Raw genomic sequence first — 23,032 nt, forward strand, 5'->3', positions numbered from 1 at the left:
CCTATCGACAAGAGCTTTTCCGCTGTGCAGAAACCTCACGGCTATGCAGAAGAATGTGACCTGAATCACGAACGATGGTGGGACCCGGGACTAGCGTATTGCAGCACATCTGCATCATCGATATCCGGGCAAGACGCGACAGTGGCACGAGTGCGAATGCCGGTGTCGAAAGCCATTTGCAAAAGACAATAACGAACAGCGCTCGGGCCAGCGGGATTCACGACCCGAGGACACAACAAGGATAGGGGAATCGCCATGACTACCTCACTCGCCCGCCCGCTGGCCTGCTGCCTGCTCATGGGACTCGCCTCTACCGCCACGGCAGGCCCCACCCTCGGCCTCGGCTCCACCAGCGAGGGCACCGGGGCACTGGATCTGGGCTATGACTGGACCTTCGACCTGAGTCGCTATCATCCCTCACTGGACCTGCGCCTGGGCACCGGGGTGATCCTGTTCGAAGGCGACGACCGTAGCGCCAACCAGGCCTTCTACCTGCGTCCTGCGCTGCGCTACAGCTGGGACCACGTCTTCGTGGAAGGTGGCATCGGTGCCTCGGCCTTTATCGATACCCATATCGAGGACCGTGATCTGGGGAGCTCCTTCCAGTTCGAGGATCGTCTCGCCCTGGGTCTACGGATGGGCCCCTACGGCGATCTTTCGATCAGTGCCACCCACTACTCCAACGCCAGTATCAAGGAGCCCAACGATGGCTTCGAGCTGTATGCGCTCAACTGGCGCCTTGCCTACTGAAGCCTTGCGGGATGTGACCGACAAGGGTCAGACCCTGGCGATGCATTCGGCGCACTCGAGACACCAAAACGAATACGCTTTTATCGGACAAGACGTGCGCTGCACGATCTTGTCATGCCATTTTTAGCGATGACTCCCCGTTCGTCCTGAACGAGGCGGGGCAAGCGATCGCCCCCGCGCTGCCACTACCGCAAAAAAAGTCCGCAAGAAAAAGCCTGCAAGAAAAGTCCGCAAGAAAAAGTCGATAAGAAAAAGCCCGCAACCTTGTTGCGGGCTTTTTCTGCTAACTGGCCGGCAGTTTTCCATTGCCGGCCATGCGCTGTCGGACCTTGCGCTGTCGGTCCTTTTGAAACCCTCGTCGATCCGGTGCTCGACGCCGGCCTTACTCCACCACGCCGGCCTTGAGAAAACCGCCTTCCTTCAGCACCTGGGTATAGCCGTCACGGAAGGTCGGGTAACGGAAGCGATACCCGCTGTCGATCAGCAGGCTGGAGTCGCAGCGCTTGCTGGCCCTGCGACGCAGCGGTGACTGAATGGTTTCGGTACATTCCACCTTGAGCTGTTTCGCCAGCCAGGTCATTACCTCGTTGAGCGGGGCCGGCTCGGTGTCACTGGCCAGGTACAGGGGCTCGAGGGTGGCTCCCTCCAGCGCCTTGCCGATCAGATGGGCCAGCACCCCGGCGCAGTCATCGCGGTGGATGCGGTTGGAGTACATAGTCGGTGACGCCGGCGCGATGCGGCCCTCGCCCACCTGGCGGATCAGGCGATCACGCCCAGGGCCGTAAATGCCGGAGAAACGCACCACGCTGCCGGGCAGATCATGTTCGATCAACGCCTGCTCGGCCTCTCGCATCAGCACACCGGAGAAACCGGTGGGTTCTGCCGGGCTGGTCTCGTCCACCACCTCGCCGTCGCGCTGGGCGTAGACGCTGGTGGAGGACACGAAGAACACGTGGCGAGGCGCCTTGTCACGGGTGGCCATGGTCGCCAGTACCGCCTTCAGGCCCTCGGGGTAGGCGGCGCGATAGGCTTCCTCCTCGAAGCGGTCGGCGCTGACCACGTAGACCAGGATGTCGGCATCGGGCAGTTCAGCCAGCGTCTCGGGGTCGGCAAGATCGACCTTGACGCCTTCGATACCCGAATCCGCCAGGCACTCGGGCCGGCGACGCGCGCCGATCACCCGGTGTCCACTGGCGAGCAGCTCGCGTCCCAGCGTTATGCCAATGTCGCCACAACCAACAATCAGTGTCGTTGTCTTCACCTTTACCGCGTCCCCCTGATATAAAATCCCTATGAGGCTCCGGCCCGGAGACCCGCGCGTCCAGCGTCTGGCGCCTCGATCAATACCCCGGATAGAGGATGCCGATCGGCACCATCATGACTCTAACAGAACTCCGCTATATCGTAACCTTGGCTCAGGAGCGCCACTTTGGCCGCGCCGCCGAGCGCTGTTTCGTCTCCCAGCCGACCCTCTCGGTGGCGGTGAAGAAGCTGGAAGAGGAGCTGGAGGTTGCCCTGTTCGAGCGCTCCAAGTCCACGGTACAGGTCACACCCCTCGGCGAAAAGATCGTGGAACAGGCCCAGCGCGTACTGGAGCAAAGCAGCGCCATCAAGGAACTGGCCACCGCCGGCCGGGACCAGTTGGCAAGCCCCTTGCGTATCGGTGCGATCTATACCATCGGGCCCTATCTGTTCCCGCACCTGATCCCGGAGCTGACCCGCGGCGCGCCCCAGATGCCGCTGTACATCGAGGAAGGCTTTACCGGCGGGCTGCGCCGCAAGCTCAGAAATGGCGAGCTCGACGCCATCATCGTGGCGCTGCCGTTCACCGAGACCGACGTCGTCACCAAGCCGCTCTATAAGGAAGACTTCGAGGTGCTGCTGCCGGCGGAGCATCCCTGGGCCGAGCGCGAGACCATCGCCAAGGAAGACCTCCTCGATGAACGCCTGCTGTTGCTGGGCGAAGGCCACTGCTTCCGCGACCAGATCCTCGAGGCGTGCCCGGCGATCAGCCACAAGCTCAACAGCCCCAACAATACCCTCACCGCCGAAGGCGGATCACTCGAGACCATCCGCCATATGGTGGCCTCGGGACTCGGCATCACGGTGCTGCCACGCTCGGCCATCGGCACCAGCCACTACGAGAGCGGCATGCTGATCAGCCGCCCCTTCACGGATCCCCCCGGACGTACCGTGGCGATCGCCTGGCGCGCCAGCTTTCCCCGGCCCAAGGCCATCGATGCGGTGACCGAAGCCATCGCGCGCTGCCGCGCCGCCGAATCGGAGACTCCGTGAGCGGGCTGGCGGACCCGGTCACGACGCTCAAGGGGGTCGGCGAGGCGCTGGCCCTGAAGCTGGCCCGGCTCAAGGTGGAGCGAATCGAGGACCTGCTGTTTCACCTGCCGTTGCGCTACCAGGACCGCACCCGGATCACCCCTATCGCCACCCTGCGAGGGGGACACGAGGCGGTGGTCGAGGGCGAGGTATCCGCCGCCGACGTGGTCCGCGGTCGCCGCCGCAGCCTGCTGGTACGACTACGTGACGGCAGCGGCATCCTCAGCCTGCGCTTCTTCCACTTCTCGCCGGCGCAGCAGCAGCAGTTTCGCCCCGGCGTGCGGGTGCGTGCCTTTGGCGAGGCCCGCGCCGGCGCGACCGGTCTGGAGATCTACCACCCGGAATATCGTCTGATCGGTGGCAGTGAACCGCCGGTGGAAGACCACCTGACACCGATCTACCCCACCACCGAGGGGCTTGCCCAGGCACGTCTGCGGGCGCTGATCGATCAGGCCATGACGCTGCTCGAAGAAACCCCCGAGGCGCTGCCGGACTACCTGCCGGAAAACCTGCGTCAGCGCTTCGGCCTGGCCTCGCTGCACGATAGCCTCGCCACCCTGCACCATCCGCCCCCCGACAGCGACGTCGAGGCGCTAAGCGACGGGCATCACCCGGCCACCCGGCGATTGGCCATGGAAGAGCTGCTGGCCCACCAGTTGAGCCTGCGCGAGGTGCGCCTGCGCATTCAGTCGGACGGCGCGCCGGAGCTGCCCAGCGGTCGCAGCCTGAAGACTCGCTTTCTGGCCCAGCTGCCGTTTTCGTTGACCGGCGCCCAGCGTCGCGTGCTCGACGAGATCGGAGCCGACCTGGCCAGGCCCGCGCCAATGCTGCGTCTGGTCCAGGGCGACGTCGGTTCGGGCAAGACCGTGGTGGCGGCGATGGCGGCACTGACGGCCATCGCCGGCGGCTGCCAGGCCGCCATCATGGCCCCCACCGAACTGCTGGCCGAGCAGCACTACCGCGCCTTCCGCGACTGGTTTGCGCCGCTGGACATCGACGTGGCCTGGCTGTCGGGCAAGCTCAAGGGCAAGGCGCGCCTGGACACCAAGGCCGCCATCGCCGACGGTCGAGCGCGCATGATCGTCGGCACCCACGCCATCTTCCAGGATGATGTGGTGTTCTCTCGTCTGGGCCTGGCGATCATCGACGAACAGCACCGTTTTGGCGTGCATCAGCGTCTGGCGCTACGCGAGAAGGGCGAACAGGGCGGGCTGACGCCCCATCAGCTGGTGATGACCGCCACCCCGATTCCTCGCACCCTGGCGATGAGCGCCTACGCCGACCTGGACGTCTCGGTGATCGATGGGCTGCCGCCCGGGCGTACCCCGGTGACCACCGCTGTGGTGCCGGACGAACGCCGGCCCGAGGTGATTCAGCGCATCCGCTCGGCCTGCGACGAGGGCCGCCAGGCCTACTGGGTCTGCACCCTGATCGAGGAGTCCGAGGCGATGACCTGCCAGGCCGCCGAGGTGACCCACGAGGAGCTGACCGAGGCTCTGCCGGGCCTGGCCGTCGGCCTGGTCCACGGGCGCATGAAGGCGGCCGAGAAGGCCGAGACGATGGCCGCCTTCAAGAGCGGCGAGCTGGACCTGCTGGTTGCCACTACGGTCATCGAGGTCGGTGTCGACGTGCCCAACGCCAGCCTGATGATCATCGAGAACCCCGAACGTCTGGGGCTATCGCAGCTGCATCAGCTGCGTGGCCGGGTGGGGCGCGGCAGTACCGAGAGCTACTGCGTGCTGCTCTACCATCCGCCGCTATCGGAGTCCTCCAAACAGCGCCTGTCGGTCATGCGCGAGACCACCGACGGCTTCCGCATCGCCGAGCGGGACCTCGAGATTCGTGGCCCCGGAGAGGTGCTGGGCACCCGCCAGACGGGGCTGGCCCAGATGAAGATCGCCGACCTGGAGCGTGATGCCGACCTGTTGCCGCGCATCACTCCACTGGCCGATGCCCTGCTCGAGCAGGCAGCAGAGGCCAGCAGGCCACTGATCAGGCGCTGGCTGGGCGAGGAAGCCGGCCGCTATGGCCAGGTGTGAACCGGGTGTAGACCAGGTGTGGGCCGGGTATGGATCAGGTGTGCCTCACAGGTGCTTGAGCAGACGCTGCAGCCGATCAAGATCCTGGGCGTCGCCCACCAGTCGAAGCTGGCCGGCCATCATGGCATCGAGGAAGGTGCGCTGGGAGGGGCGCCGGAGTACCTTGATCGCGGTCTGACTGTCCTGGAAGCGTAGTTCCAGATCGAGATCCACCGGCAGTCCACGCTGACTCTCGATCCCCGTGGGGCGCATGCGATAGTGGCGCGCGATGGACAGATCTTCGGTGGCGATGCCCCAGTCGAGCCCACCCCGGTCTTGCAGACGTTCGCGGAATCGCGCCTTGCGCTTGAAGGCCCGCTTGAGCATGACGCCCAGCAGCCACAGCATCAGTCTCAGGGTCATGTTGCCTCACCGGTCGACGGGTAGGCGCGGCCCGCTACCGGGCCGCGATATCGATCCACCGCCTGGAGGACAGGCGGTGGTAGTCGTCACCTCAGCGGGCGACTGCGTCCTTGAGCCCCTTGCCGGGCTTGAAGGCGACTGTCTTGCTGGCGGGAATCTTCAGCGGCTGGCCCGTCTGAGGGTTCTTGCCGGTGCGGGCGGCACGCTCGCGCACGGTGAAGGTGCCGAAGCCGATCAACGACACGTCCTGGCCGGAAGACACGCTACCGGTGATTTCGTCGAGGATGACGTTCAACACCTGGCTGGCCTTGTCCTTGGATAGATCGGCACGCTCGGCAATCGCCGCGGCGAGTTCTGGCTTGCGCATACAGCCCTCCTGGTTTGGCTTGATACTCCGGTGCCGTGACACCGGCATCATTGTTATGGAAACACTGTCCGAGTGTCCACACGGGCAGTCCCCGGCCCTGCGCCGTGACAACAGGATCGTTGACCACGACGATGAACATCACGGTGCGCTCAGCGCTTCCTGACTGTCTTTCGACTAACGAGAGCCACCGCCGACGGGACCTTGCCTCTTCCATCGGAACGAAATCGGCGATACGACACCGGCCAGCCACACGTCGTGGCGGTCGTCGCCGATAGAATTGCCCTGCCTCGGTGGCACCTTCAACGACGGCTGTATCGCGTACAACCCGCGCCGTTGACGAACCTAGCCTAGCAACGGCGGTGCCGCCCGCGCCAGTTCGACTTTCCGACGAACGCATTTTCCCGTCAACGCAAAGCCCTGCAGACGCCCTTCGTCATCCTCGGCCAGGGCGCTGATATCCTCGCCGTCAGCCTCGATTCGCCAATGCACCTTGTCGGTCATCGGCGGCAGCGCCACCACCGGCAGCAGCGGCGTCTTGACCAGCACCGGCCAGGGCCCGTAACGCACCTGGGTGGGACGACCACACAGGGTCGCAGCCAGCGCCTTGGCCGAAGCCTGCAGCGGCTGCACGTACATGGCATTGACGCCATCCACCGAGGCCACATCACCCAGCGCATGAACACGAGGATCGGAGCTTTTAAGGTAGTGATCGACGACGATAGCATCACCATTTGTCGCGATACCGGCCTCTCGCGCCAGCCGAGAGCGCGGCTTCAGACCGGTGGCCACCAGCACCATATCCGCCTCCAGCTCATGGCCGTCGTCGAGGTGCACACCGATGTCACCACCGGCACCTTCGAGCCTGCTCACCAGACGGCCATGGATGACGTCGATGCCGGCCTCGATGAAGGCCTGGCTCAGGGTCTGACCCAGCCGCCGGGGCAGCAACCTGGGCAGCAACGAGGGTTCAGGGCCGACCAGGCAGACGCGATGACCACCGGCGTGCAGATCGTTGGCAAATTCACAGCCGACCAGTCCGAGGCCGACGATGGCCACCCGAGCCGGGCGCCCCAGCGCCTCGAGGCCAGCCGAAAAACGCCGATAGTCGTCGAGATCATTGATCGAGAACACCCGTCCGGCCAAGGCATCGGGAATCTCGAAGGGCGCCACGGGGCTGGCACCGGTGGCAATCACCAGATCCGACCAGGGCAGGCGTTCCTGGCCCAGGCTCAGGGTGCGCGACGCCAGATCGATGGCATCGACCCTGGTGTGGGGACGTACCACCGCGCCCAGTTGGTCGGCCAGTTCCAGCGCCGAGCGCGCGGCCAGCCGGTCCGCCGCCAGGCCCTTGGCGAAGCCGGTGGACAGCAGCGGTTTGGAATAGTCATCGCCTGAGTCGGCGCTGATCAGGGTGATCGGTCGGTGGGAGTCCAGCGCCCGCACCTGGCGTGCCAGGCCTATGCCCGCCATGCCGGTACCGATGATGGTCAAGGGTCCTTGCATCGCTTCCTTCGACTCTGCCGACGACCGCCGGGCGGTCGCTGTTGAAGCTGGGCCGGCCCGCACGGGGCCACACCAGCGGGTGAGTGCTGGGCCACATGGTACACTATGCGCCGACCGACCGGAGCACCGCCCTCCGGTGACGACAGCCCTGCCGAGGCCGCATGACACAGCTTCCTTCCACATTCCGCTCCCTGGGGGAGCGCTCGGGGTCCGGACCGGGTAATCCCGCGCCAGCCACAGCCGCTTCGCCGAATGCCGACGCGGCCGATATCGTCGACCCCGGCTGGGTGTCGCTGGCCTCCGGTGGCATCGCGGTGCCCGCTGACTGGCACGCCTGGCTGGCCTCGCGGGACTCCCTGACAGAACGCCTGATCGAGGCGGCAGGCGCCGGGCACTTTCGCGTACGTCTGCTGGCGGAGGCCAAGGGACTGCCGTGGCCTGACGAGGCCCACGTGCTGGGCCTGGCCAGCGACGAGCAGGCCTGGCTGCGCGAGGTCGCCCTGTGCGTGGACGAGGAGCCCTGGGTGGTGGCGCGCAGCGTGGCACCGATCGTCGAGCGTCACGACGCTCCCTTCGAAGGCCTCGGCGAGACCTCTCTCGGCAGCTGGCTGTTTCGCCAGCCAGATCTCGAACGCAGCGCCATTCAGGTCGGCCGTAACACCAGGCCGATCCACGGCTATACCGGGCTGTGGCAACGCCGCTCGGTATTTCGTCACAGCGGTTGGGTGCTGCTGGTGCAGGAGAGCTTTATGCCGGCCATGGGCCGAGCGTTGTCGCTGTCGACCTCTGCCACCGGCTGACTAGCTGTCGCTCACCGGCTGTCACCCCGCCATCGCCCTTCCGTCGCCACCTTCGGAGCGAGCCGCCTGGCTGGTCATGGCCGTCGGCTCGCGCTAGGCTGCGCCAAGGCTTCTCGGCGATGTTTCTCCGAGGAGCGACTGTTGCCCGGCTTACGCCTCATTTTCGCCTGACCTGCGCCAGAGCATGAGAGAGACCGATGGATCGTTCGCTGCTGCGTCCCCCTGGATACCTGAACCGAATTCCCGACTTTCTGGCGCTGATGCGTCTGGATCGCCCCATCGGTACCTGGCTGTTGATGTGGCCGACCCTGTGGGCGCTGTGGGTGGCCTCCGAGGGCATTCCGGCCCGTGACACCCTGCTGATCTTCGTCGCCGGCGTCTACCTGATGCGGGCGGCGGGCTGCGTGGTCAATGACTACGCCGATCGCCACTTCGATGGCCACGTCAAACGCACCAAGAACCGACCGCTGGCCACCGGCCGCATCAGTGAGCGGGAGGCCAAGGTGCTGTTCGTGTGCCTGCTGGGATCGGCCTTCGCGCTGGTCTGGCTGACCAACGGCTTTACCGTGTGGCTGTCGTTGATCGGAGCGGTGCTGGCCGCCAGCTATCCCTTCATGAAGCGCTACACCCACTTCCCCCAGGTGGTGCTGGGCGCGGCCTTCTCCTGGGCCATTCCGATGGCCTTCGGCGCGGTGCTCGGCGAAGTCCCGATGGTCGCCTGGCTGCTGTTTACCGCCAACGTGCTGTGGACGGTGGCCTACGACACCGAATACGCCATGGTGGACCGCGACGACGACCTCAAGATCGGCATCAAGTCCACCGCGGTGCTGTTCGGCCGCTGGGACACCCGCATCATTGCGCTATTGCAGCTGGCTACCCTGGGGCTGCTGGCCTGGGCCGGCAGCCTGCTGGCGCTGGGCGGCTTCTTCTGGCTCGGCTGGCTGGCCATGGGCGCGACCTTTGTCCACCAGCAGCGGCTGATCAAGAGCCGTGACCGCGACCGTTGCTTCCAGGCCTTTCTCAACAACCACTGGTCGGGCCTATTGCTGTTCGCCGGACTCGGACTGAGCCTCTATCCCTCCCTCGGGTGAGGGAAATGCCCGTCTCGGTCGCTCGACAATGGATACAATGTCATCTAATTGTCACATTGACGTGGTGTCATTTGTCACCGTCGAGTGTAAGACCCTGACCAAGAGGCTCCTGGGATGACCGCCAAGACCGTACTGATCGTCGATGACGAAGCCCCGATCCGCGAAATGATCGCGGTGGCGCTGGAAATGGCCGACTACCGGGTGCTCGAGGCGGACAATGCTCAGGCCGCCCACGCCATCATCGTCGATGACCAGCCCGACCTGCTGTTGCTGGACTGGATGATGCCGGGCACCAGCGGCATCGAACTGGCCCGCCGGCTCAAGCGCGAGGAAACCACCGCAGAGCTGCCGATCATCCTGCTCACCGCCAAGGGTGAGGAGGACAACAAGATCCAGGGCCTCGAAGCCGGCGCCGACGACTACATCACCAAGCCATTCTCGCCGCGAGAACTGGTAGCCAGACTCAAGGCAGTGCTGCGACGCGCCACTCCGCGGGGCGTCGAGGACCCGGTGGAGGTGGAAGGCCTCAAGCTCGACCCGGTCAGCCATCGCGTCAGCGTCGACGGCAAGTCACTGGACATGGGCCCCACCGAATATCGCCTGCTGCAGTTCTTCATGACCCACCAGGAGCGCGCCTACACCCGTGGCCAGTTGCTCGATCAGGTCTGGGGTGGCAACGTCTACGTGGAAGAACGTACCGTCGACGTGCATATCCGCCGCCTGCGCAAGGCCCTGGGGGAACCCCATCAGCAACTGATCCAGACCGTACGCGGTACCGGTTATCGCTTTTCGGCCAAGGTCTGAGCGAGCCATCGACGCAACGCAGCACCAGGAGGGATGAGGTGAACGGAGCCGAGAACTGACGTGGGTCGTCTGTGGAGACGAGAAGTCTGGCGCCTGGCCGTGCTGGTGGGTCTCGGCGCCTTGCTGGGCTGGCCCTTCTCGCTGTCCAGCGTAGGCATCGGCCTGGGCCTGGCGCTTGGGCTCAGCTATCACCTGCGCAACCTGCACGCGATGCACGAATGGCTGACCCACCGCCCCCAGCAGGAACCTCCCACCGCCAGTGGCCTGTGGGGCGAGCTGTTTGATCGCCTCTATCGCTATCAAAAGGGCCAGCGGATCACCCAGCGCCGCCTGCGCTCGACCCTCCAGCGTATCCAGGAGTCATCCGAGGCAATGCGCGACAGCGTGGTGATGCTCGATCGCCACGGCGACCTGGAGTGGTGGAACAGCTCCGCCGAGCGCATGCTCGGCCTGAAGCCGGCGCTGGACCGCGGCCAGCACATCACCAACCTGCTGCGCGACCCGCGCTTCGTCGGCTACTTCAATGCCCGTGACTACCGCGAACCGCTGAGCCTGCCCTCCCCCATCGACGAGAACATGATCCTGCAGTTCCAGATCACCCTGTACGGTGACGATGAACGCCTGGTCATGGCCCGCGATATCACCCGTCTGCATCGCCTGGAACAGATGCGCCGCGACTTCGTCGCCAACGTCTCCCACGAGCTGCGCACGCCGTTGACCGTGCTCACCGGCTACCTGGAGACCTACAGCGACATGGCCGGCATGCTGCCGGAGCGCCTGGGCAAGGGGGTCGCCCAGATGCAGAGCCAGACGCGCCGCATGCAGAATCTGGTCAACGACCTGCTGCTGCTGTCACGACTCGAGAACGACCAGGGCGGCAGCGATCACGTTCGCCTCGACCCCACCACCCTGCTGCAGGCGGTCAAGCGCGACGCCGAGGCGTTGTCAGGCGGGCGCCAGCAGATCGAGGTCGTCGTCGAAGAATCGCGCAGTCTCACCGGCAGCGAGAAGGAGATGCACAGCGCGGTCTCCAACCTGGCCTTCAATGCGGTGCGCTACGCCGGTGACGGCGCCCATATCACGCTACGCTGGCGTGCCTACGGCGAAGGCGCCTGCCTCGAGGTGGAAGACGACGGCGAAGGCATCGATCCGAGGCACCTGCCACGCCTTACCGAACGCTTCTACCGGGTCGACAAGGGCCGCAGCACCGCCACCGGTGGTACCGGCCTGGGGCTTGCCATCGTCAAGCATGTGCTGCTGCGCCACGAGGCACGCCTGGATATCGACTCCCGACTCGGCGAGGGCGCAACCTTCCGCTGCATCTTTCCCTCGAGCCGGCTGGCAGCGGCCGACCCGGTGGCGCTCGGCCGCGCCGGCGCTGTGCACTAGGGCTTGTCTGAAAAGTGCCTGCGCTCGGTAATACGGCGTTAAAAATCGGATCAAAATGCTCATTTACACCCCGTAAACTGCGCTTTCTCACCGATTTTTGCCTTGTCTAACCTTCGCTCGTCGACTTTTCGGACAGCGCCTAGGCCCCGCCAGAACGAACAGGGCGTGCTCCCATCAGCTCCTGGGCCCCAGCAGGATCACCGCGGCACCCACCAGACACAGCACTCCCCCGATCAGGTCCCAGCGATCCGGCAGGCGCTGCTCGACCCACCACAGCCAGCCCAGCGACGCCACGATGTAGACGCCCCCGTAAGCGGCAAAGGCACGCCCGGCGTAGTCGGCATCGATCTGACTGAGCAGCCAGGCGAAGGCCACCAGACTCGCCACCGCGGGCAGCAGCCACCAGGCCGAGGCGTCATCTCGCCACCAGCGCCACACCGCAAAGCAGCCGGCGATCTCGGCCAGCGCCGCCGCGATATAGAGCAAAAGACTTGGCAACAGCGCCGTCATGGCCACTCCCTGCTATCCCCTTTTGACGCCGTACGGCCATCGACAGCGCCGATAGTGCTGCTCAACGCCTTACAACCAACAACAGCGCCGATAGCGGTGCTCAAACTGCTGCTCAACGCCTTACCACCGGCAACTGCCGATAGTGCTGATCCCACATCAGCACCGCGCCGGCCACGGCCCCGGGGATCAGAAACAGGTTGGCCAGCGGGATCCAGGTGATCAAGGTCACCAGGCCACCAAAGCTGAGACTCGGCCACCAGCGCGCCGACAGGCGCTTGCGCATATCGGCGAAGCTGACCTTGTTGTTATCCATCGGGTAGTCGAGGTAGGTGATCGCCATGACCCAGGCACTGAAGGCCGCCCACAACAGCGGCGCGATCAGGTTGACCACCGGAATCCAGCTCAGGATAAACAGCCCGATCATGCGCGGCAGGATATAGGCCAGCTTCAACAGCTCCCTGCCCAGGGCGTCGAGACCGGTCTTGAGCCAGCCACGATCATCGATGGGCTCGCGGCCGGTCAGCTCGACCTCGGCCCGGGCCGCCAGAAAGCCGTAGAAGGGGGCGGCGATCAGGTGGGTGACCAGGGTAAAGCTGAAGAACACGATCAGCACGAGGCTGACCACAAACAACGGCCAGATCAGCCAGTCGAGCCATTCCAGCCAGCTCGGCACCATGGCCATCCAGCTATCGAGCCAGCCACCGAACTCACCGAGCACGTAGCTGAGCATGCCGGCGTAGACCAGCAGGTTGACCAGAATGGGAAGAAATACATAACGACGCAGGCCCTGGCTATAGACCAGGCGGGTTCCGCGGCGGACCGCCTCGAGGGCATTCAGCATGACATCGATCCTTGGCAGTGGCTGAAGATGACAGTGCCCCAACGACATCGGGCCATCGTCTCGACGATGGCCCGATGCTCAGAGTGCAGGCAACGACCCTGACGGGGCCGGCCTATTGACGCCGCTCAGGGCGTCGAGGTCAAGACGTGCTGCTGTCGTCGAGCAGTTCCTGGTTGAGGTCGTCAGGGGCGATGTGACGGATATCAAGGCCCTTGACCAGATAGATGACGTACTCGGCCAGGTTGTTGGCGTGATCGCCGACACGCTCCAGCGCGCGCAGGATCCACATGATGCCCAGTACCGGAGAGATCGAACGCGCATCTTCCATCATGAAGGTCATCAGCGAGCGCATGGCGCTCTGGTACTCGCTGTCGACCCGCTCGTCTTCCTGCACCACCTGCATCGCCAGCTCGGTGTCGAAACGCGCGAAGGAGGTCAGGGCGTCACGCATCATGTGGCGCACGTGCTCGCTGATATTGCGCACCTCGACGAAGCCGCGGGTGCCGTTGTTGCCGTCGACCAGTTCGATGGCGTTGCGCGCGATCTTGCTGGCCTCATCACCGATACGCTCGAGATCCGACGCCGCACGAATCACCGCCAGTACCAGTCGCAGGTCAGAGGCCGCCGGCTGACGGCGTGCCAGCACGCGGGTGCACTCGTCGTCGATCTTGACCTGCATGTCATTGACCGCACGGTCGTTGTCGACCACACGAGAGGCCAGTGCAGAGTCGGCGTCGAGCAACGAACTGACGGCATCCTGCACCTGCTTTTCCACCAGGCCACCCATGGCCATCAGGTGGGTCTTGAGTTCCTCGAGCTCATGATTGAACTGCCTCGAGATGTGCTGGCTGTGGGTATCGCTGGTGATATCCATGAAGGTCTCCTGAAGAAGCATGGGACGGGACGCTAGCCCACCATGCGTCCAGTGATGTAGTTTTCGGTGCGCCTCAGGCGCGGATGCGTGAACAGGGTGTCGGTCGGGCCGTACTCCACCAGCTCACCGTTGTGCAAAAACGCCGTATAGTCCGACACCCGCGCCGCCTGCTGCATGTTGTGGGTCACCAGCACCAGGGTCAGGTGCGGCTTGAGTGTGCGAATCAGCTCCTCGATCTTCAGCGTCGAGATCGGATCCAGGGCCGAGGCCGGCTCATCGAGCAACAGCACCTCGGGTTCCACCGCCAGGGTCCGGGCAATGACCAGACGCTGCTGCTGGCCTCCCGAGAGCGACCAGGCCGACGCCCGTAGACGCCCCTTCACCTCCTCCCACAGCGCCGCCGACTTCAGCGCCCATTCGACCACGTCGTCGATGCGACGCTTGCTCAAGCCTCCCTGCAGGCGCAGGCCAAAGGCGACGTTGTCGTAGATCGACATGGGGAAGGGATTCGGTGCCTGAAACACCATGCCCACCCGACGCCTGAGCTCGGCCACCGCCACCCTGGGGTCATGGATATCGTGGCCATCCAGATGAATCTGACCCTGACGACTGACGTCCTCATTGAGGTCGTGCAGACGATTCAGGGCGCGCAACAGCGTCGACTTGCCGCAGCCGGACGGCCCGATAAAGGCCGTGACCCGATGGCGTGGAATGCGCAGGGTCAGATCCTTGAGCGCCGTCTTGCCGCCATAGGCCAGGGTCAAACCCTGGATATCCAGGCAGGTATCGGCCGCGGAAAACTCCATGACCGCCCCGCGTCGATTTCCCAGTCTTGCCTGGGCCAGCTGACGCTTGGGCAGCTCGCCATCGATGGACATTGCCTCTCCCTGCATCATCGGCGCACCGGGGCACCATGACGCTTACGCAAATAGTGACGCATGAATATTGCAGTCAGGTTAAGCACCAGAATCACCGTGACCAACAGTAGCGCTGTGGCATATACCAGCGGCATCGCCGCCTGGACATCGCTGGAGTGAAAGGCCGCGTCATAGATGTGATACCCCAGGTGCATGAACTTCCTTTCAAGGTGGAGGAAGGGGAACTCCCCGTCCAGCGGCACCTGTGGCGCCAGCTTGGCGACCCCGACCAGCATCAGCGGCGCTACCTCGCCGGCGGCCCGGGCCACCGCCAGGATCAGGCCGGTCAGCATCGCCGGCGTGGCCATCGGCAACACCACCCGGGTCAAGGTCTCGAAGCGCGTGGCCCCAAGCGCCAGAGCGCCTTCACGCTGGTGCAGCGGGATCCGCGAAAGACCTTCTTCGGTGGCCACGATCACCACCGGCAAGGTCAACAGCGCCAGGGTCAGCGAGGCCCACAGCAGCCCGCCGGTGCCGAAGGTCGGCGAGGGCAGCGTCGATTCGAAGAACCAGCGATCGATGCTGCCGCCGATGCCATAGACGAAGACCCCCAGGCCGAACACGCCGTAGACGATGGACGGCACCCCGGCCAGATTACGCACGCCGATCCGGACCAGTCGGGTCAATCGACCCTGGTGGGCGACCTCATTGAGATAGACCGCCGCCAGCACCCCAAAGGGCGTGACCAGAATCGACATCAACAGCACCATCAGGATGGTGCCGAAGATCGCCGGCCAGACGCCACCAGCGGTATTGGCGTCGCGTGGCCCCTGGGACAGAAACTGCCACAGCTCCCGCACCCAGTGGCCGAGTTTTTCATGCCAGGCCATGGCGTTGGGGCGCCAGGCCTCGAGTATCTCGGCAAGGGCTTGTTCCTGACGGCGCCCTTGACCATTCTCGAGCACCACCAGGTCACCCTGCATGCGCTGCTGAAGCTCACTGGCCCGGCGCTGCAGGTCGGCCAGACGCCGATCCTCCGAGCGGTGGCCATCCTGGTCTTCCATGCTGCGGATCAGCGGTAATATCTCGTCGTGGGTCAGACGCCGACGTTCGTCGCGCAGGGCATTGATCTCCTTCAGCCGGGACTCGAGCACCGTCCAGGCATCCGGACCGGTCAAGCGCTGATCACCCGACTGCAAGGCCACCAGACGCCCCAGGAAGGTGCCCCAGTGGCGCCGCTCCAGCACCACCAGATCCTCCGGCGTGGTGTCTTCGGTGATCTGGTCATTGGCGAGCCACCGCCAGATGCCACCGCCGTCATCACGATTGGCGGTCAGATAGCGCCGCTCCAGCCCCTGCCCGGAGGGTAGTTCGCGGGTCTCCAGGGGAACCCCTATCACCATCTCACCGCTCTTCAGGGTCAACTGGTGGACCGTCGCTGGCCAGAAATTGGCCAGGCCCTTGACGCTCAACAGCACCAGCAAGGCCCCCAGCATGATCAGCGACAGCGCCACCGAGGCCGCTGCCAACCAGGCCCAGGGGCCCTCTCGGGTGCGCCGCTTGCCGGGCATGCCCACCGCGGTGTGGCCGGGAATCTTCATGCGTCCCCCTTACGCCGGGTAAAACGACGCTTCAGGCGGGCGCGCACCACCTCGGCCAGGGTGTTGACCAGAAAGGTGAAGGCAAACAGGGCCAGCGCCGCCAGCAGCAACAGCCGATAGTGGCTGCCCCCGGGTGCGGCTTCCGGCAGTTCGATGGCGATGCTCGAGGCCAGCGACCTCAAGCCATCCAGCGGGCTCGCCGTCATCAGCGCGCTGTTGCCGCTGGCCATCAGCACGATCATGGTCTCGCCCACGGCGCGCCCGGCGCCGATCATGATCGCCGAAAAGACACCTGGCAGCGCCACCGGCAGCATCACCCGGGTGAGCGTCTGCCAGCGGGTCGCGCCCATGGCCTGGGCGCCTTCGGCCAACTCCCGAGGCACATCGCTCAGCGCATCCTCGGCAAGCGCGTAGATGCCGGGAATCACGGCAAAACCCATGGCCAGCCCGACGATCAAGGCGTTGCGTGCCTGCACGTCGAGCCCCCAGGACTCCTCGACCCACAGGCGCAGGTCGCCATCGAACCACCATCCTTCCCACATCGGCGCCACACTCATCGCCAGCCACACCAGCAGCAACAGACAGGGTATCAACCACAGGGCCGCCCAGCGTAACGTCAGGGCAGCCTTCAGCCGATCGGGCAACCACCGGTAGCCCAACGCCAGCAGCACCACCGCCGCGGGCAGCACCACCACAATCGACAGCGACTGCGCCAGGTGACGTTCGACCCAGGGCCCCAGCGCCAGACCCGCGATAAACCCCAGCACCACGCTGGGCATCGCCTCCATCAGCTCCAGCGTCGGCTTGAGCCGTGCGCGCAGGCCGGGAGACATGTACAGGCTGGAGTGCGCCGCAGCACCCAGGGCCAAGGGAATCGCCACCACCAACGCCCAGGCGGCCGCTTCCAGGGTGCCCCACAACAGCGGGGCCAGGCTCGCCTGGGGCACCGCGGCGTCATCCAGCCGATGGGGCAGCCAGCGATACTCGGGCTCGCCGCTCACGTCTGGCGATGACCACAGCGCCTCCAGCGGAAAGCTAGCGCCATCCGGCCAGAACAGCGGCAGCACTTCGACCAGCAGAAATACCGCAATGGCGACCACCGCCAACAGCACGCCAACCCCTCCGGCCGTGATCAGCATGGTCGCCAGGCGGTCACGTCGCTGTCTCGTCTGGTGCAGTGAGGTTATCGGAGAAGGGTCAGACATTGATCTTGGGCCATCGGTGTATAGCGAAAGATTACGACAACTTCATGACACCCAGATGACAACCCGGCCGGGGCCTGGCATCTCTCAAGGCCCGTCCCGTGGCAGTTCAGCCAGCCCCAGGGCATGTCGCTGAGCGGCCAGCACAGACGGCGGCAGCGCCACGAAACCCAGCTCCTTGACCACCCGTTGGCCCGAGGGTGACAGCACCATGTCGAGAAAGGCCCGTTCGACGTCGGGAAGCTCGCCCTCGGGTGGGCGATTGACGTAGATCAACAGGTCCCGTGACAACGGATAGCCGCCGCTTCGCAGCGATTGTCGGCGCGGAAGAATCCCGCCTTCGGCGTTGCCGATCGCTACCGCCTTGACGTCCGCATTCAAGTGATTCAGGCCGGCGTAACCGATGCCTGCGGGATCGTCACCCACGGCGGCCACCACGGCGGCAGAGCCCGCCGACACCATGACCGATACCTTGAATTCGCCGTCACACAGGGCGCGGCGACGAAACAATCCATGGGTGCCGGAGACCGCGTTGCGGCCATACAGGTGGATGGTGCCCCCCGGGCGCTCGAGCCCCAGCTGCTGCCAGCGCTCGATGCTCTCGCTGGCACCGCACGCGAGGGTGTCGGAAAAGATCGCATCGAGCTCTGCTCGAGACAGTCGAGACAAGGGGTTGTGGCGATTGACCACCACCACCAGGGCATCCTTGCCGACCACCACCGGCGTCGGCGCGTAGCCATGGCGCTCGAGAAAGGCCGCGGACTCGTCCTCCTGCATGGGTCTGGACATGGGGCCCAGCAGGGTGGTGCCGGCGATCAGGGCAGGCGGTGCACTGGCCGAACCGGCCACCTGAAGCTGCAGCCTGACCCCCGGTCGCTGTTCTTCGAACTGCTCGCCCCAACGTAGCATCAACTCCGCCATGGTATCCGAGCCTACCGCATCGAGAGAGCCGGCCACGTCATGGGCGGCAACCTTCGCCGACACCAGCATGGCGGAAAGCACCAGGCCCGAGACCAGCCTCGACGCCACTCTTGGCGCCACTCCCGGCGCCACTCTCGACACCGCTGCCGGCGCTTCGCTCGACACCGCTATCGACAGCGTTCTCGGCCCCCGGCTGGGAGCCAACAGCGTGCGCTTGAGCGCACCTATGCAACGCGACAACCTAGACATGCGCTCCCCTGGGCGTTTCATGACACCAACGGTAGAGAAAGACTGACCCGGGTGGGTACCATGACGACACAACAACATCCACGACCAGGCGCCGCCCACCATGATGACAGAACTCGATGACGTTCCCGTGCCAAAGGGACAGCTGACGCTCCAGCTGGCCGCGACACGACAGCATACCAATGCCCACGGCGATATCCCGGCAGGTTGGCTGGTGGGCCTGATGGATCAGGCCGCGGAATGGACCGCCAGCCGCGAGGCGATGGGACGTACCGCCACCGTCGCCATCGAAGGCATGGACTTTCTGTGCCCGGTGCGTGTCGGCTCGCTGGTCTGCGTCTACACCGAGGTGCGCGATATCGGCCACAGTTCCATCAAGATCGACGTGGAGGTCTGGATCCGGTCCCTCCAGGACGCCGAAGACGCCGACCTGCATAAGGTCACCGAGGCGCGCCATGTGATGGTGGCACTGGATGACAACGGGCGTATACGCGGCGTCCGATCCGATACCTGAGCGATACCTCAGCAAGAGCTGGGAACGCGACCGGCGAGAGAGAGGTGCGAGCTAGACCTGCAAGATAGCCCTTCAAGAGAGGCGCGCCCGTGGCGCGCCTGGTTTTCCGTCGCTAGCCTTCATCACCTCGCCAGGCCCGTCACCGCCGGGTCTGCGCCACCACTTTTGAGCCTTGCCTGGCGTCAGGACTCGCCTTGGCCAAGCACGCTATCGCGGGCCTTCAGGTAGGCGAACTCACCGACGTCAGAGAACTTGCGGACCTGGCGCTGGAAATTGCGATAGGACTCGTAGATCCGCGCCGACGCCTCGTCGTTGTCGACCTGCTTCTGCAGTACCTGCTGCGAGGAGTCATGCAGGGCCGCCAGTACTTCCTCCGGAAACGAGCGCAGCTTGACGCCATGCTCGTTGACCAGAGCGTCCAGGGCCTCGGCGTTGCGGAAGGCAAATTCGCTGATCATGGCCAGGTTGGAGGCCTTGGCGGCTTCGTTGACCACCGCCTTGAGGTCATCGGGCAGCGCATTCCAGGCATCCAGGTTGACCGTGCCTTCCAGCACCGCGCTGGGTTCATTCCAGGCCGAGGTGTAGTAGTAGTCCGCCACCTGATGCAGACCAAAGGCCAGATCATTGTAGGGCCCCACCCAGTCGGCGGCATCGAGCACGCCGGTCTGCAGGGAGGTGAAGATCTCGCTACCCGGAATGGTCAGGGTGGTCACGCCGATCCCGGCCATCGCCTCGCCGGCGAGCCCTGGCAGACGCAGCTTGAGGCCCTGCATATCCTCGAGCGAGTTGATTTCCTTCTTGAACCAGCCAGCCATCTGGGTGCCGGTGTTACCCACCGCGAAAGGCTTGAGGTTGTGGTCGGCGTAGAGCTCGTCCCACAGCTCCTGGCCGCCGCCGTAGTACAGCCAGGCGTTGGTCTCGGTGGTGGTCATGCCGAAGGGCACGGCGGTAAAGAACTGAGAAGCCGCGACCTTTCCCCGCCAGTAGTAGGAAGCGGAGTGGCCCATCTCGGCGGTTCCCTGGGACACGGCGTCAAAGACCTCCATCGGCGGTACCATCTCGCCGGCACCATGGACCCTGACCTTCATGCGTCCGCCGGACATCCGCTCGATACGCGCTGCCAGATCGTTGGCTCCGGTGCCGAGGGCCGGAAAGTTCTTGGGCCAGGACGTCACCATGTTCCAGGTGATGGTTTCCTGTGCGCTGGCGGTATTGACGAAGGGGGCGGCGGCCACGCCGGCGGCGCCGAGGCCGGCTGTCCTGAGGAAGGAACGACGTTCCATGGGGCGAGCTCCTGAAGCTTGTAGTGTCGACGCCGGGAGCGCAGAGAGCCGCGCTGAAGCGCCATTCCCCGCGCTCGGCGTGGTGTCCGCCAAGCAGTATGCGGCAAAGCGAAATTCGCCTGCAAGCCACCACCATGCAGGTCGGCCCGGCGATGGCCGGGCCGGTTTCCTGCGTCTTGCTCAAGTCACCTCAGGTCGCCTGCTCGCCCACCGGTCGAGCGCTTCCGATCAGGCGGTAGACAAGCGCACCCAGCACACCACCGATCAGCGGCGCCACCCAGAATAACCACAGCTGCGCCAGCGCCCAGTCACCCACGAACACCGCCACCGCCGTGCTGCGCGCCGGATTGACCGAGGTGTTGGTCACCGGGATGCTGATCAGATGGATCAGTGTCAGCAGGCCCATGGCGGTCACCGGCGCCTTGATGACTAGACTGAGACCCCGCTACAGTGCCTCCAGCTTGGCGAAGCCCAGCACCAGCCACTTGTCGCCGTGGCCTTCGAAGCTGACCTGGACACGGGCCCGCTCGCCCTCTCCTTCGGCGTTGAGGATGACCCCCTCACCGAATACCGGATGGCGCACCCGCTGGCCCAGCGACAAGGCAGGTAGATCGCCGCTCGCCTCCACGGTCGTCTGGGCGAAGCGCGACGGCGCTGGCCGGGCGCTGACCGGACGCGATACCTGGCCACGCAGACGCACCTCCTCGAGCAGCGACTCCGGCAGCTCACGCAGAAAGCGTGACGGGCGCTGAAAGGTCTCCTTGCCATGCATGCGCCGGATCTCGGCGTGGGTGAGGTAGAGCTTCTGCATGGCGCGCGTGACCCCGACGTAGCAGAGCCTGCGCTCCTCCTCCAGGCGCCCGGGTTCTTCCAGCGACATGCGGTGGGGAAACAGGCCTTCCTCGACCCCGGCCACGAACACGATGGGAAATTCGAGTCCCTTGGCCGAGTGCAGCGTCATCAACTGGACGCTGTCCTCGAATTCGTCGGCCTCGTGCTCGCCGGCGTTGAGGGCAGCTTCGGCCAGAAAGGCTTCCAGCGCGGCCATGCCCTCCCCCGCTTCGACGTTGTCCAGCGTCTCACCCTGGGTGAAGGCACGGGCGGCGTTGATCAGCTCTTCCAGGTTCTCGACCCGGGCCTGCCCCTTTTCACCCTTCTCGCTCAGATGATGGTCGATCAGTCCACTGCGCTGATTCACGTGGGCGATGATCTCGTGAAGCGCCATCCCCGAGGTGTCGTTGTCGAGGCCTTCGATCAAATTGGCAAAGGCACCCACGGCGTTGGCCGCACGCCCCTTGAGCGAGCCTTCGGCCAGGGTGTCGTGGATCGCCTGCCACAGCGACACTTCGGTACGACGGGCACGATCGCGCAGTCCCTCCACGGTGCGGGTACCGATACCGCGGGCAGGGACATTGATCACCCGCTCCAGCGAGGCATCGTCGTCGCGGTTGAGCAGCAGCCGCAGGTAGGCCAGGGCGTTCTTGATCTCGAGGCGCTCGTAGAAGCGCTGGCCCCCGTAGATGCGGTAGGGCATGCCCTGGCGGATCAGGGTCTCCTCGATGACGCGGGACTGGGCGTTGGAGCGATAGAGGATGGCCACCTCCTGGCGCTTGAACCCCTCGTCGACCTTTTCCTTGATGGTGTCGACGATGAAGCGCGCCTCCTCCATGTCGTTGAAACCGGCGTAGACCGAAATCGGTTCGCCACGACTGCCGGCGGTCCACAGCTCCTTGCCCATGCGATCCGAGTTCTGCTTGATCAGGGCGTTGGCGGCGTCGAGGATGGCGCTGGTGGAGCGATAGTTCTGCTCCAGGCGCACCGTTTTGGTGTCGCTGAACTCCTGCTCGAAGCGACGAATGTTCTCCACCCGTGCCCCGCGCCAGCCGTAGATCGACTGGTCGTCATCGCCGACTACCGTCATCGGCGTGCGCTGTCCGGTCAACAGCTTCAGCCAGGCATACTGCAGGGTGTTGGTATCCTGGAACTCGTCGACCAGTACGTGGGCGAAGCGCTCCTGATAGTGGGCCAGCAGAGCAGGATTGTCGCGCAACAGCTCGAGGCTCCTGAGCAGCAGCTCGCCAAAGTCGACCAGGCCGCCACGTTCGCAGGTCAGCTGGTAGACGTCATACAGCGCCACCATCTGCTCCACGTAGGCGTCACCGTTGATCCGGACCTGGTGAGGACGCAATCCCTCCTCTTTGCAGCCGCTGATAAACGACTGCACCTGACGGGGCGGAAAACGCTCGTCGTCGATCTTGTTGTCCTTCAACAGGCGCTTGATCAGACGTAGCTGATCATCGGAGTCGATGATCTGGAAGTGCTGGGGCAGACGAGCGTCCTGCCAATGGGTACGCAGCAGGCGGTGGGCGATGGAGTGAAAGGTACCCACCCAGACGTGGCGCAGCGAGATCCCCAGCAACGCCTCCAGGCGAGTGCGCATTTCCCTGGCGGCCTTGTTGGTGAAGGTCACCGCCAGCACCGCGTAGGGCGAGAGACCTTCCGCCTGCATCAGCCAGGCGATGCGATGGACCAGCACGCGGGTCTTGCCAGAACCGGCGCCGGCGAGCACCAGCATATTGCCCTGGGGAGCGCAGACCGCCTCATGCTGCGCCGCATTGAGGCCGTCGATGATCGCCGTGACGTCGTCCATGGAGAAGGCACCGCTCGAGATCGAAAATGGGCGCCCAGTCTATCACAGCGATGC

22 protein-coding genes are annotated in these 23,032 nt (G+C 64.9%); 8 read left to right on the plus strand and 14 right to left on the minus strand.

The annotated features are described in order from the left end of the window. Positions 1-255 precede the first annotated feature (255 nt). Positions 256-750: an acyloxyacyl hydrolase gene (locus tag NFH98_RS20335; RefSeq protein WP_052704262.1), complete on the plus strand. Its 495-nt coding sequence runs from the start codon at positions 256-258 to the stop codon at positions 748-750. A gap of 382 nt (positions 751-1,132) precedes the next feature. On the opposite strand, the gene NFH98_RS20340 is transcribed toward NFH98_RS20335, so the two are convergent. Further along, on the minus strand, positions 1,133-2,011 hold the full coding sequence (locus NFH98_RS20340; protein ID WP_222567980.1) for an SDR family oxidoreductase: 879 nt from the start codon (positions 2,009-2,011) through the stop codon (positions 1,133-1,135). A gap of 116 nt (positions 2,012-2,127) precedes the next feature. Here NFH98_RS20340 and NFH98_RS20345 point away from each other — a divergent pair, with 116 nt between their 5' ends. Both NFH98_RS20345 and recG read left to right on the plus strand, forming a co-directional pair. Beyond that, on the plus strand, positions 2,128-3,045 hold the full coding sequence (locus NFH98_RS20345) for a hydrogen peroxide-inducible genes activator (protein ID WP_108132191.1): 918 nt from the start codon (positions 2,128-2,130) through the stop codon (positions 3,043-3,045). After that, the gene (gene recG / locus NFH98_RS20350) at positions 3,042-5,123 is read left to right on the plus strand and encodes an ATP-dependent DNA helicase RecG (protein ID WP_222567981.1); all 2,082 of its coding nucleotides are present in this window, start codon (positions 3,042-3,044) and stop codon (positions 5,121-5,123) included. Before NFH98_RS20345 ends, recG begins: the two co-directional genes overlap by 4 nt. Positions 5,124-5,168: 45 nt before the next feature. On the opposite strand, the gene NFH98_RS20355 is transcribed toward recG, so the two are convergent. The 3 genes from NFH98_RS20355 to NFH98_RS20365 all read right to left on the minus strand — a co-directional run bounded on the left by NFH98_RS20355 (position 5,169) and on the right by NFH98_RS20365 (position 7,395). After that, complete coding sequence (locus tag NFH98_RS20355; protein WP_045991653.1) at positions 5,169-5,525, minus strand: hypothetical protein; 357 nt, start codon at positions 5,523-5,525, stop codon at positions 5,169-5,171. Positions 5,526-5,616: 91 nt separating this feature from the next. Next, a complete protein-coding gene (locus NFH98_RS20360) occupies positions 5,617-5,892 on the minus strand; it encodes an HU family DNA-binding protein (protein ID WP_045991652.1) in 276 nt (91 codons plus the stop codon). A gap of 342 nt (positions 5,893-6,234) precedes the next feature. Continuing rightward, positions 6,235-7,395 (minus strand): FAD-dependent oxidoreductase, encoded by a 1,161-nt coding sequence (locus NFH98_RS20365; RefSeq protein WP_349623089.1) that lies wholly within the window; start codon positions 7,393-7,395, stop codon positions 6,235-6,237. A gap of 161 nt (positions 7,396-7,556) precedes the next feature. On the opposite strand from NFH98_RS20365, the gene NFH98_RS20370 reads away from it, so the two are divergent. The 4 genes from NFH98_RS20370 (at position 7,557) to phoR (ending at position 11,479) form a co-directional block, all read left to right on the plus strand. Continuing rightward, the gene (locus NFH98_RS20370; RefSeq protein WP_349623090.1) at positions 7,557-8,195 is read left to right on the plus strand and encodes a chorismate--pyruvate lyase family protein; all 639 of its coding nucleotides are present in this window, start codon (positions 7,557-7,559) and stop codon (positions 8,193-8,195) included. A gap of 197 nt (positions 8,196-8,392) precedes the next feature. Beyond that, positions 8,393-9,286 carry a 4-hydroxybenzoate octaprenyltransferase gene (gene ubiA / locus NFH98_RS20375; protein ID WP_045991650.1) on the plus strand — a complete coding sequence of 298 codons (894 nt, stop codon included), beginning with the start codon at positions 8,393-8,395 and terminating at the stop codon, positions 9,284-9,286. A 114-nt stretch (positions 9,287-9,400) separates the two neighbouring features. Further along, positions 9,401-10,090, plus strand: coding sequence for a phosphate regulon transcriptional regulator PhoB (gene phoB / locus NFH98_RS20380; protein WP_045991649.1), 690 nt, complete (start codon positions 9,401-9,403; stop codon positions 10,088-10,090). 60 nt (positions 10,091-10,150) lie between these two features. Continuing rightward, entirely contained in the window at positions 10,151-11,479 is a 1,329-nt protein-coding gene (gene phoR, locus NFH98_RS20385; protein WP_349623091.1) for a phosphate regulon sensor histidine kinase PhoR, read from the plus strand. Positions 11,480-11,653: 174 nt separating this feature from the next. Here phoR and NFH98_RS20390 read toward each other — a convergent pair whose 3' ends face one another. The 7 genes from NFH98_RS20390 to NFH98_RS20420 all read right to left on the minus strand — a co-directional run bounded on the left by NFH98_RS20390 (position 11,654) and on the right by NFH98_RS20420 (position 18,393). Continuing rightward, positions 11,654-11,989 carry a YnfA family protein gene (locus tag NFH98_RS20390; protein WP_197037082.1) on the minus strand — a complete coding sequence of 112 codons (336 nt, stop codon included), beginning with the start codon at positions 11,987-11,989 and terminating at the stop codon, positions 11,654-11,656. A 112-nt stretch (positions 11,990-12,101) separates the two neighbouring features. Continuing rightward, on the minus strand, positions 12,102-12,830 hold the full coding sequence (gene cysZ / locus NFH98_RS20395; RefSeq protein ID WP_108449564.1) for a sulfate transporter CysZ: 729 nt from the start codon (positions 12,828-12,830) through the stop codon (positions 12,102-12,104). 139 nt (positions 12,831-12,969) lie between these two features. After that, complete coding sequence (phoU, locus tag NFH98_RS20400) at positions 12,970-13,704, minus strand: phosphate signaling complex protein PhoU (protein WP_108131973.1); 735 nt, start codon at positions 13,702-13,704, stop codon at positions 12,970-12,972. Positions 13,705-13,736: 32 nt separating this feature from the next. Next, positions 13,737-14,510: a phosphate ABC transporter ATP-binding protein PstB gene (pstB, locus tag NFH98_RS20405; protein WP_348828149.1), complete on the minus strand. Its 774-nt coding sequence runs from the start codon at positions 14,508-14,510 to the stop codon at positions 13,737-13,739. Between the two features lie 86 nt (positions 14,511-14,596). Beyond that, positions 14,597-16,162 (minus strand): phosphate ABC transporter permease PstA, encoded by a 1,566-nt coding sequence (gene pstA, locus NFH98_RS20410; RefSeq protein ID WP_348827326.1) that lies wholly within the window; start codon positions 16,160-16,162, stop codon positions 14,597-14,599. Beyond that, positions 16,159-17,367 (minus strand): ABC transporter permease subunit, encoded by a 1,209-nt coding sequence (locus NFH98_RS20415; RefSeq protein WP_045994486.1) that lies wholly within the window; start codon positions 17,365-17,367, stop codon positions 16,159-16,161. Before NFH98_RS20415 ends, pstA begins: the two co-directional genes overlap by 4 nt. Before the next feature lie 84 nt (positions 17,368-17,451). After that, positions 17,452-18,393 carry a PstS family phosphate ABC transporter substrate-binding protein gene (locus tag NFH98_RS20420; protein ID WP_349623092.1) on the minus strand — a complete coding sequence of 314 codons (942 nt, stop codon included), beginning with the start codon at positions 18,391-18,393 and terminating at the stop codon, positions 17,452-17,454. 244 nt (positions 18,394-18,637) lie between these two features. On the opposite strand from NFH98_RS20420, the gene NFH98_RS20425 reads away from it, so the two are divergent. Continuing rightward, the gene (locus NFH98_RS20425; RefSeq protein ID WP_124804648.1) at positions 18,638-19,045 is read left to right on the plus strand and encodes an acyl-CoA thioesterase; all 408 of its coding nucleotides are present in this window, start codon (positions 18,638-18,640) and stop codon (positions 19,043-19,045) included. A gap of 182 nt (positions 19,046-19,227) precedes the next feature. On the opposite strand, the gene NFH98_RS20430 is transcribed toward NFH98_RS20425, so the two are convergent. The 3 genes from NFH98_RS20430 to uvrD all read right to left on the minus strand — a co-directional run bounded on the left by NFH98_RS20430 (position 19,228) and on the right by uvrD (position 22,978). Then, a complete protein-coding gene (locus NFH98_RS20430; RefSeq protein WP_108131970.1) occupies positions 19,228-20,328 on the minus strand; it encodes a TRAP transporter substrate-binding protein in 1,101 nt (366 codons plus the stop codon). 190 nt (positions 20,329-20,518) lie between these two features. Next, entirely contained in the window at positions 20,519-20,734 is a 216-nt protein-coding gene (locus tag NFH98_RS20435) for an aquaporin (RefSeq protein ID WP_258183932.1), read from the minus strand. A gap of 39 nt (positions 20,735-20,773) precedes the next feature. Continuing rightward, positions 20,774-22,978, minus strand: coding sequence for a DNA helicase II (uvrD, locus tag NFH98_RS20440; RefSeq protein ID WP_108449567.1), 2,205 nt, complete (start codon positions 22,976-22,978; stop codon positions 20,774-20,776). Between the last annotated feature and the right edge of the window lie 54 nt (positions 22,979-23,032).

The sequence above is a fragment of the Halomonas sp. H33-56 genome (assembly GCF_040147035.1).
In the GTDB taxonomy this organism is placed as follows: domain Bacteria; phylum Pseudomonadota; class Gammaproteobacteria; order Pseudomonadales; family Halomonadaceae; genus Halomonas; species Halomonas litopenaei.